The organism is uncultured Sphingomonas sp., assembly GCF_964244235.1.
Taxonomy (GTDB): domain Bacteria; phylum Pseudomonadota; class Alphaproteobacteria; order Sphingomonadales; family Sphingomonadaceae; genus Sphingomonas.
The window spans coordinates 1-9,801 of sequence record NZ_CAXTII010000097.1 but is presented as its reverse complement, the minus strand read 5'-3'; the positions used below and the strand labels follow the sequence as shown (position 1 = coordinate 9,801).

Sequence of the window (9,801 nt, the reverse complement as noted above, 5' to 3'; positions counted from 1 at the left end):
CTTGTTTCAGCGGCACGATCGCGAACAGCAACACCATGGCGAGCGGCGACGCCTTCTGGTTGATCGCATGCGTTTCCGGATCGACGTGGATCGTCATCATGCGCCCGCGCTGCCAGCCGATCGCGGCACCGATGACGACACCCGCGAGCGCGATCAACCAGCCGACCGGCCGTGGCGGCATGGACACGAAGAGGATCGCGACGATGACGAGGTAGATTGCGGGCACGATCCACAACTGCTCCAGCTTCAGGCGGCGCATCCGGGTCATCTGGCGACCGCGGATGAGGAACACGATGGCGATGACCGCGATCGGGATCACATATTGCATCAGCCCGCTCGGCTGTACCGCTTGCCCGCCCATCTCGATCGTCCCCCGCTCGTCCCATGGCGTGTGTTAGCCCCCCGACACAGTGTAGGAAAGCCTATTCCGCCGCCTCGGCGATGGACAGCCGATCCTTCCAGACCAGCATGGGCTTGCGTGCCGCAAGCGTCTCGTCGAGGCGGGCACGCGGGGCGAAATGCGGTGCCGATTTCAGCGCCTGGTCGCCCGCCCTGGCACGTTCCGCGACCGACCGCAGCGCACCGATGAACTGATCGAGCGCCGCCTTGCTCTCGGTCTCGGTCGGCTCGACCAGCATCGCGCCGTGGACGACGAGCGGGAAGTACATCGTCATCGGGTGGAATCCCTCGTCGATCAGCCCCTTGGCGATGTCGATCGTCGAGAAGCCGTCGGCCAGGCCGGCGTCGGAGAACAAAGCTTCGTGCATGCATGGCCCGCTGCCCCCGAACGGCGCATCGAGCGTGTCGTCGAGCGACCGCAGGACATAGTTCGCGTTCAGCACCGCGTCCTCGGCCACCTGCCGCAACCCGTCCGCACCATGGCTGAGGATATAGGTCAGCGCCCGCGTGAACATCCCCATCTGGCCATGGAACGCCACCATCCGCCCGAAACTGCCGGCATGGTGCTCGCCCGCATTTTCTTCCTCGATCAGCGCGAAGCTATCGCCCTGCTTCTCGACGAAGGGCAGCGGCGCGAACGGGGTCAGCGCTTCGGAGAACACCACCGGCCCCGACCCCGGGCCGCCGCCGCCATGCGGGGTGGAGAAGGTCTTGTGCAGGTTGATATGCATCGCGTCGATGCCGAGGTCTCCCGGCCGCACCCGCCCGACGATCGCGTTGAAATTCGCGCCGTCGCAATAGACGAACCCGCCCGCCGCATGGACGGCGTCCGAGATCGCCTTCATGTCGCGCTCGAACAGGCCGCAGGTGTTGGGGTTCGTTATCATGACGCCCGCGACGTCGGGTCCCAGCCGCGCGGTCAAGGCGGCGATGTCGACGCGGCCCTCGGCGGTCGCGGGAATAGCCTCGACGCCATAGCCGGCGAAGGCCGCCGTCGCCGGGTTGGTCCCGTGCGCGCTTTCGGGGACCAGAATGACCTTGCGGTGGCCCTCGCCCTTCGCCTCCAGCGCGGCGCGGATCGCGAGCATGCCGCACAGCTCGCCATGTGCGCCCGCCTTCGGACTCATCGCGACCGAGGTCATGCCGGTCAGCGTGACAAGCCAGTGCGCCAACTGGTGGACCACCTCCAGCGCGCCCTGCACCGTGTCGACCGGCTGGAGGGGGTGAACATCGGCAAACCCCGGCAATCGCGCCATCTTCTCGTTCAGGCGCGGATTGTGTTTCATCGTGCAGCTGCCGAGCGGGAAGAAGCCGAGGTCGATGCCGTAATTCTGGCGGGACAGGCGGGTATAGTGGCGGACGGTTTCGGGTTCGGACAGACCGGGGAGGCCGATGGCTTGTTCGCGCTCCAACCCACCTAGCCTCCCCGGCGAAGGCCGGGGTCCAGTTGCTAAGCTGGTCGTAACGGCGGACGGCGCGTCATCGCTCGCGTCTCGCAACTGGACCCCGGCCTTCGCCGGGGTGGCGTGGTCGGTGAAATCCACCCCCGTCGTGTCGCCATCCCCGATCTCGAAGATCAGCGATTCCTCCAGCATCAGCGCCTTGTTGCCGGTGGAAGTGGAGGCAGCCGCTTGCCGGTCCGACGACATTTCTGGACGCCAGCCGCTTTGATTTAATGCCATCGGATCAACGCCTTCTGATCGATGCCGCACGCGGCGTGCGACGATTGCAAAAACTGGAAGTGGAGGAAGTGGAGGCGTGCGTGCGTCTTTTCGAAAGGCCCCGCCGATCGCCGCCGAAAACGGGCTGCGGTCGGTCGGATGCGTGCGCGGACATGCCGACCCCGAAGCATTGTTTTTCCAACATTGGAACCGCCCGCGTCATGCGGCTAGCGCCTTTGCCAGACCGACGGCGAGCGCCTCGACATCCTCCGCCGTCGTCGTCTCCGTCACCGCGACCGCCAGCCCGTTCGCGAGCGTTTCCTCACCCGGGTACAACCGACCCAGCGACACGCCCGCCAATATCCCTTGATCGGCCAGCGCGCGCACCACCGGCCGTGCCTCGACCGGAAGCTTCAGCGTGAACTCGTTGAAGAAGCCGTCATTGACCAGTTCGACACCCGGCACCTGTACCAGCCGGTCCGCCGCGCGGCAGGCCGCCGCATGGTTGATCCCCGCCAGCCGGCGCAGCCCCGCCTCGCCGAGCAAGGTCATGTGGATCGAGAAGGCCAGCGCGCACAGCCCGCTGTTCGTGCAGATGTTGCTCGTTGCCTTCTCGCGCCGGATATGCTGCTCGCGCGTCGACAGCGTCAGCACGAAACCGCGGCGGCCGTCCGCATCCACCGTCTCGCCGCATAGCCGACCCGGCATCTGGCGGACATATCTGTCCTTGCAGCCGAACAGGCCGACATAAGGTCCGCCGAATTGCAGCCCGACGCCCAGCGACTGCCCTTCGCCGACGACGATGTCCGCATCCATCTCGCCCGGCGATTTCAGCGCACCCAGCGCGACGGGTTCGGTGACGACCGCGATCAGCAGCGCCTTCTTCGCATGGCACGCCGCGGCGAGGTCGGTCAGGTCGGCGATGCGCCCCAGGATGTCGGGATATTGCACGACGACGCAGCTGGTATCGCCGTCGATCTTCTCGATCAGCCGGTCGACGTCCATGTCGGGGACCAGCCACGGCGCGGTCGTCTCGAGCATGTCGCCGGTATATTTCGCCATCGTCTTCGCAACCGACACGTAGTGAGGATGCAGCCCCGACGACAGGATCGCCTTGCCCCGCTTCGTGATCCGCCGCGCCATGCCGATCGCCTCCCAGCACGCGGTCGATCCGTCGTACATCGACGCGTTCGCGACATCGGTGCCCAGCAGCCGCGCCACCTGCGTCTGGAATTCGAACAGCATCTGCAACGTGCCCTGCGCGATCTCGGGCTGGTACGGCGTATAGGCGGTCAGGAACTCGCCGCGCTGGATCAGGTGATCGACGCTGGCGGGGACATGATGCCTGTACGCGCCGCAGCCGAGGAAGAACGGTGCCTCGCCCGCAGTCAGGTTTTTCCGTGCAAGCGCCGTCATGTGCCGCTCCACGGCCATCTCCGACGCGTGGCTGGGCAGGCCGGCGATCGGACCGGACAATCGTGCCGCTTCGGGGACGTCGACGAACAGGTCGTCGATCGAGGATGCGCCGACGACGGACAGCATCGCGTTCCGGTCGGACTGGGTGAGGGGCAGGTAGCGCATCGGGATCGACTCCTCCCCTCCCGTTTACGGGAGGGGTCGGGGGTGGGCGCTCGTTCTCCACGAGCCACAGTCTTGAAGGAGAGCGACCGCCCACCCCCAACCCCCTCCCGCACGCGGGAGGGGGCTTATCCGGTCACAGCTTCGCGACGAACGCCGCGTACGCTGCTTCATCCATCAGCTCGCCCAATTCGCCGACATCGATCAGCGTGATCTTGAAGAACCACCCCCCGGCTTCCGGAGCGGTGTTCACCAGCGCCGGGTCGTCGGCAAGTGCGACATTGCCCTCGATGACCGTACCCGACACCGGAGAATAGACGTCGGACGCGGCCTTGACCGATTCGACCACCGCGGCCTCGTCGCCCTTGGCAAGCTGCTTTCCCCCGGCGGGCACGTCGACGAACACGATGTCGCCCAACTGGCTCTGCGCATATTCGCTGATCCCGACGGTACCGGTCTCGCCCTCGATGTCGATCCATTCATGGTCTTGCGTAAAATAGCGGCTCATCACTTGCCTCCTGCACGGACATAGCGGTGGGGAACGAAGGGCATCGCGGTGACGATCGCCGTGTGGACCTTCCCGCGCTGTACCAGGCGGATACGGGTACCGGGCGCAGCCATCGCGGCGGGTACATAGGCCATCGCGATCGGGGCACCGACGGTGGGCGCGAAGCCGCCGGACGTGACCTTGCCGACGGTACCGTCCTCTTCGTCGACGACCGCCGCGCCCTCGCGCACCGGCTGCCGACCGTCGATCAACAGCCCGACGCGCTTGACGACCGGCCCCGCGTCCCGTTCGGCGAGGATGCGCGCTGCGCCGGCGAAATCGCCAGCCTCGCGGCGGCGCTTCGACAGTGCGAAGCCCAGATCGGCCATCACCGGGGTGATATCCGGATCGAGGTCATGACCGTAAAGCGGCAGCCCCGCCTCCAGCCGCAGCGAGTCGCGCGCGCCGAGGCCGACCGGTTTCACTTCGGGTTCGCCAAGCAGCGCATCGGCGAGCGCGACGACATTGTCCGCCGGCACCGATATCTCGAACCCGTCTTCCCCGGTATAGCCCGACCGGCTGATCCACAGCGCCGCGCCGTCCCAGTCAAATGCGGCCGCGGTCATGAACGTCAGCGCCGCCGCGCCGGGCACGATCCGCGCGAGCGCGTCGACCGCCTTCGGACCCTGCACCGCGATCAGCGCCTGGTCGTCCATCAGGTTCATCGTGACACCGTCGGGCAGCGCGTCGAGCAGATAGGCGATATCGTCATATTTGGTCGCGCCGTTGACGACGACGTAGAAAGCGTCGCCACGCCGCGTGACCATCAGGTCGTCGAGCATCCCGCCACCGTTGCTCAGCAGCAGCGAATAGCGCATCCGACCCTCGCCGAGCCCGGTGATATCGCCGGGCAGCACGCTCTCCAGCGCCCGTGCCGCGCATTCGCCCGAAAACACCAGCTGGCCCATATGGCTGACATCGAAAAGCCCGGCGGATTCGCGGGTCCACACATGCTCGGCCATGATCCCTTCATACTGGATCGGCATCTCGTACCCGGCGAATTCGACCATGCGGGCACCATGCGCGCGGTGCCACGCATCGAGCGGCAGCAGGTCGGCGGCAAGCTCGACATATTCGTCGGCCTGATCGATGATGTCGGCGGCAGTCGGGGGGGCGTCGCGCATCGTTCCGTCTCCAAGGGGCGGCCGGCCGCGGACGAATCCGCTGGTCGATCCGGAACCCCCTCTGTCACGGAACCTGAGAGCTTTCCCCCGGCTTGTCGCCGGGGTTACACCTTCGGTGGCACCCGATCGCCCGAGCGCGCTTTCCAGAGTGTCGATTCGACCCGCGCGGTCCTGGTTGCCTGAGAGATTCCGGGGCGGTTGCTCCTTCGGCGGTCCTGAAAGGACACTCTCCCGCGCGCGTCGCAGCCGGTCGCCCGGCATCGACCCGTCAAGCTGTGCCGGTCGGTCGAGGCGAAGTCAATCTGGCGGAGCAGTTTCAGGATTCCCGTTCCCCCGAAAAAGCGGGGCCCGGGTTACGAGACGCACCGCTCGTGGCCCTGGACCCCCCGCGTTCGCGGGGGAACAGTAAGCTCAACGCGTCGCGTTGTACTTCAGCTGTTCGTCGGTCAGCTGAAAACCGACCAGCGCCTCGAACGTCACGCTCAACACGGCGCGGCGTACCTCGGGCAGCGTCAGCGGATCGGTCGCGGCGTCCTCATCGCCCGCCTTGCGCTTGTGGGTCAGCTTTTCCCTCACGTCGGCGGGCAGCGTCGCGGCCGACCGGGTGATCGACGTGGCCGCCGTTCCGCCGGCGTGCGCGCGCGCCTGCCCGGCGTCGAAATGGACGTTCACCCCGGCGACTCGCTTGGCGACGACCGCCGTGCCGCCGCGAACGATCGTGACGAAATAGGGGAACACGACATCGCGCGCGCCATCGGTTCGCGCGCGGCGTGCGTCGATGTCGAAGGTAACATTGGTCGCCACCTGATCGCCGACGTCGTCGTTGCACGTCGATCGCACGTTGGTCATCGTCGCGGTCACATCGATCGCGGTCGAATCGCGGCTGGTCGCGGGGTCGAACAGCGTCACGTCGCCGGTGCCGATGGGCACGCCGACCACGGGACAGGCAGAACGGATCGCGGTGATGCCGCCGGTCTCGTCCAGTTCACCCTTCTTGGCAGCGCAACCCGCCAGGACAAGGGCGGCAAGACCCAGGGACGGCAGGACGAGGACGGATTTCGGAAATGTCACGGGCACGCATACCTTTTCGTGTCGCGGGCGCGCACCCCGGGTTGAACGAGGGCGGTCCGGCTGGCGGCGGGACCATAGGAACCGGCTTTCGCCCGCGCAAGCAATCGCGTAGAACGACATGATCATGGTCGTCGACACAAAATCCGCGTTCAAGCCAGTGCTCGAATTGGTGATCGCAGCACCGCGGGGCTTCTGTGCGGGTGTCGATCGCGCGATCCGGATCGTCGAACTGGCGATCGAAAAACATGGCGCGCCGGTCTATGTCCGCCACGAGATCGTGCACAACCGCTACGTGGTCGATGCGCTGCGCGAAAAAGGCGCGATCTTCGTCGAGGAACTGGACGAGGTCCCCGATGGTGCACCCGTCGTCTTTTCCGCACATGGCGTCCCGAAGTCGGTACCGGTCGAAGCGCAGGATCGGGGACTGGACTATCTCGACGCGACCTGTCCGCTGGTGTCGAAGGTCCATCGTCAGGCCGAACGGCTCGTCGCCGCAGGTCGCCACATCGTCTTCATCGGCCATGCCGGACACCCCGAAGTCATCGGTACGTTCGGTCAGGTTCCCGCGGGGGCGATGTCGCTGATCGAGACCGCGGCCGATGCCGAACTGTTCATGCCCGAGGACCCGGCGAACCTCGCCTTCCTGACACAGACGACGCTGTCGGTGGACGACACCGCCGCCGTCGTCGCCGTGTTGCAGCGCCGCTTTCCCGAGATGCAGCCGCCGCGTGGCGAGGACATCTGCTACGCGACCTCGAATCGTCAGTCCGCGGTGAAGGCGATCGCGGCGGAATGCGACGCGATGCTCGTGATCGGCGCGCCCAATTCCTCCAATTCGGTTCGCCTCGTCGAAGTCGCCGAGCGCGAGGGGGTGCGGGCGCGCCTGTTGCAGCGCGCCGCCGATCTCGACTGGAGCCTCCTCGACGGGGTCCGCACGTTAGGCCTGACCGCTGGCGCGTCCGCGCCGGAGATTTTGGTTCGCGAGGTCATCGCGTTATTGGCGACTCGTTATGAGATCGTCGAACGCGAGGTCGAGACGACGCGCGAGACGGTCGCGTTCAAGCTGCCCCGCGGCCTCGAAATCGCCGCCTGAGTTTCCAGGACATGGCCGTCTATACCCAGGTCTCCGCGGAGGCGCTGGCTGCGTTCCTGTCGCGCTACGATCATGGCCACCTGCGATCCGCGAAGGGGATCGCGGAGGGTGTGCAGAACAGCAACTATCTGGTCGATACCGATCGCGAGCGTTTCATCCTGACGCTGTATGAGGAGCGGACGGACACCCGGGACCTGCCCTTTTTCCTGGCGATGCTCGATCACCTCGCAGCCGACGGAAATCCCGTACCGCGCGCGCTGCCCGACCGGGCCGGTACGGCGGTCCAGATGCTGGCGGGGCGGCCGGCGTGCCTCATCGAATTCCTGGACGGCGTGTCCGTTTCATACCCGACCGCCGGGCAAGCGCGCGCGGCGGGCGCAGCGATGGGGGCGTTGCATGCCAGCCTCGCGACGTTCGATCAGATGCGGCGCAATCCGCTGGGGGTGGCGGATTGGCCCGCGATGCTGGCGCGCTGCGGTCGCGACATGGACCTGATCGCGCCCGGCCTGTTCGACCAGGTCGAACGCGCGTTGGCGAGGGTGGTCGGCGCATGGCCATCCGACCTGCCAATCGCGGCGATCCATTCGGACCTGTTCCCCGACAACGTCCTGATGCTGGGCGACACGGTGACGGGAGTCATCGATTTCTATTTCGCCTGCACCGACATCCGCGCATACGACCTGGCGGTCATGCACACATCATGGTGCTTCGATGGCACCGGGCGGAACTACGATCCGGCGATCGGGCGGGCGCTGGTCGATGGCTATGCGACGCGGTTCGACCTGTCCGCCGCGGAACGGGCAGCGTTGCCGGTGCTGGCGCGCGGGGGGTGCCTTCGGTTCCTGCTGACGCGGGCCTGGGATTGGCTGAACACGCCCGCCGATGCGCTGGTGACCCGAAAGGATCCGCTCGCATATCTGCGTCGGCTCGAAATCTATGAGACGCAGGACGTGTTCGGATGACGCTCACCCATGTCGAGATCGCCACCGACGGCGCGTGCAAGGGCAATCCCGGGCCGGGCGGCTGGGGCGCGCTGATCCGCAGCGGCGCGCACGAGAAGGAATTGTCGGGCGGCGAGGCGCTGACGACCAACAACCGCATGGAGTTGACCGCGGCGATCGAGGCACTGAAGGCGCTCAGCCGGCCCTGCGCGGTGACGCTGTCGACCGACAGCCGGTATGTCATGGACGGTCTGACCAAGTGGATTCACGGTTGGCAGCGCAATGGCTGGCGTACCGCGGACAAGAAACCGGTGAAGAACGCCGAGCTATGGCAGGCCTTGCTCGCCGCCGCGGGGCCGCACGTGATCGACTGGAAATGGGTCAAGGGCCATGCCGGGCACCCTGACAACGAACGCTGCGACCGGCTGGCGAGCGACGCGGCGGTGACGGCAGCGGTGCCGCGCTAGCCGGCGAAGCGGGACACGGCATACCGTGCCGGATCGATCCTGGCGACCGCCGGGTCCGGCGCGTGGCCCGACAGGATCGACGCCGCCAGCATTGCCGCCGCGGGCGCGGTCTGGATGCCGAAACCGCCCTGCCCCGCAAACCAGAAAAAGCCGGGCACGACGGAGTCGAAGCCGTACACCGGCAACCGGTCCGGCGCGAAGCTGCGCAGGCCGGCCCACCGCCGTTCGACCGCTTCGACACGCCAGTCCACCACCCCCTCGAATCGGTCGATCGCGACCGCGACGTCCAGCTCTTCGGGTTGCGCGTCGCACGGATCGCTCGGGATCTCGTCATGCGGGCTGAGCCACAGGCGTCCGCCGGGCTCGGGCTTGAAATAGAAGCGCCCCGATATGTCCGCGACATGCGGCAGGCCGGCCGGAGCCGGGGGATCGGTACGAAGCTGCACCAGCGTCCGGCGATAGGCACGGATGCCGATCGGCGCGACCCCCGCCCGCATGGCGACGACATCCGCCCAGGCACCTGCCGCATCGACGAGGATAGTTGCGTCGAACCTCCCGGCGCGCGTATCGATCGACCAGCGACCGTCCTGCCGGGTCGCCGCAGACAATTCGGCATGGGTCGCCAGCATCGCCCCGCCGCGCCGCGCGGTCGCCAGCGCATCGGCATGGAGCGCGGCGACGTCGATATAGGCGCAGCTGGGTTCGGCGACACCGAGCGTCCAATCGGCGCGCAATCCCGGCACGAGGCCCGAGGGGTCGATCCGGCGAAGATCGACTCCCGAGCCGGCGAACGCCGTCAGCATCGCATCGATCGCGCGCGCATCCCCCGCCCGCCCGATATGCAGCGAGCCGAGCGGATCGAGGAAGCCGCCGGCGCGCAGTGCCGGCCCCCAATGCACGCCGCCGAGGAACGCGGCGAT

10 protein-coding genes and 1 riboswitch are annotated in these 9,801 nt (G+C 67.1%); of the genes, 3 read left to right on the top strand and 7 right to left on the bottom strand.

Annotation, left to right across the window (positions count from 1 at the left end; genetic code table 11):
- The 6 genes from ACFE7D_RS12935 to ACFE7D_RS12910 form a co-directional block, all read right to left on the bottom strand.
- Positions 1-361 (bottom strand): DUF1453 domain-containing protein (locus ACFE7D_RS12935; protein ID WP_375395828.1); only part of this gene is annotated, 361 nt, incomplete at its 3' end.
- A gap of 61 nt (positions 362-422) precedes the next feature.
- Positions 423-2,081 carry an aminomethyl-transferring glycine dehydrogenase subunit GcvPB gene (gene gcvPB, locus ACFE7D_RS12930; RefSeq protein WP_375395827.1) on the bottom strand — a complete coding sequence of 553 codons (1,659 nt, stop codon included), beginning with the start codon at positions 2,079-2,081 and terminating at the stop codon, positions 423-425.
- Between the two features lie 198 nt (positions 2,082-2,279).
- The gene (gcvPA, locus tag ACFE7D_RS12925; protein ID WP_375395826.1) at positions 2,280-3,641 is read right to left on the bottom strand and encodes an aminomethyl-transferring glycine dehydrogenase subunit GcvPA; all 1,362 of its coding nucleotides are present in this window, start codon (positions 3,639-3,641) and stop codon (positions 2,280-2,282) included.
- A gap of 133 nt (positions 3,642-3,774) precedes the next feature.
- Positions 3,775-4,146, bottom strand: coding sequence for a glycine cleavage system protein GcvH (gene gcvH / locus ACFE7D_RS12920; RefSeq protein WP_375395825.1), 372 nt, complete (start codon positions 4,144-4,146; stop codon positions 3,775-3,777).
- Positions 4,146-5,309 carry a glycine cleavage system aminomethyltransferase GcvT gene (gcvT, locus tag ACFE7D_RS12915; RefSeq protein WP_375395824.1) on the bottom strand — a complete coding sequence of 388 codons (1,164 nt, stop codon included), beginning with the start codon at positions 5,307-5,309 and terminating at the stop codon, positions 4,146-4,148. The genes gcvH and gcvT overlap by 1 nt, the downstream gene beginning before the upstream one ends.
- Positions 5,310-5,465: 156 nt before the next feature.
- A riboswitch (glycine riboswitch) is annotated at positions 5,466-5,553 on the bottom strand.
- 167 nt (positions 5,554-5,720) lie between these two features.
- Entirely contained in the window at positions 5,721-6,380 is a 660-nt protein-coding gene (locus ACFE7D_RS12910; protein WP_375395823.1) for a hypothetical protein, read from the bottom strand.
- A gap of 124 nt (positions 6,381-6,504) precedes the next feature.
- On the opposite strand from ACFE7D_RS12910, the gene ispH reads away from it, so the two are divergent.
- The 3 genes from ispH to rnhA are packed head-to-tail and all read left to right on the top strand — an operon-like array spanning position 6,505 to position 8,881.
- Complete coding sequence (gene ispH, locus ACFE7D_RS12905; RefSeq protein ID WP_375395822.1) at positions 6,505-7,473, top strand: 4-hydroxy-3-methylbut-2-enyl diphosphate reductase; 969 nt, start codon at positions 6,505-6,507, stop codon at positions 7,471-7,473.
- Between the two features lie 11 nt (positions 7,474-7,484).
- Positions 7,485-8,435 carry a homoserine kinase gene (gene thrB / locus ACFE7D_RS12900; protein ID WP_375395821.1) on the top strand — a complete coding sequence of 317 codons (951 nt, stop codon included), beginning with the start codon at positions 7,485-7,487 and terminating at the stop codon, positions 8,433-8,435.
- Positions 8,432-8,881: a ribonuclease HI gene (rnhA, locus tag ACFE7D_RS12895; protein ID WP_375395820.1), complete on the top strand. Its 450-nt coding sequence runs from the start codon at positions 8,432-8,434 to the stop codon at positions 8,879-8,881. Before thrB ends, rnhA begins: the two co-directional genes overlap by 4 nt.
- Here the strand turns inward: rnhA and ACFE7D_RS12890 are convergent.
- Positions 8,878-9,801 (bottom strand): NAD(P)/FAD-dependent oxidoreductase (locus ACFE7D_RS12890; protein ID WP_375395819.1); only part of this gene is annotated, 924 nt, incomplete at its 5' end. The two genes, rnhA and ACFE7D_RS12890, sit on opposite strands and share 4 nt — an antisense overlap.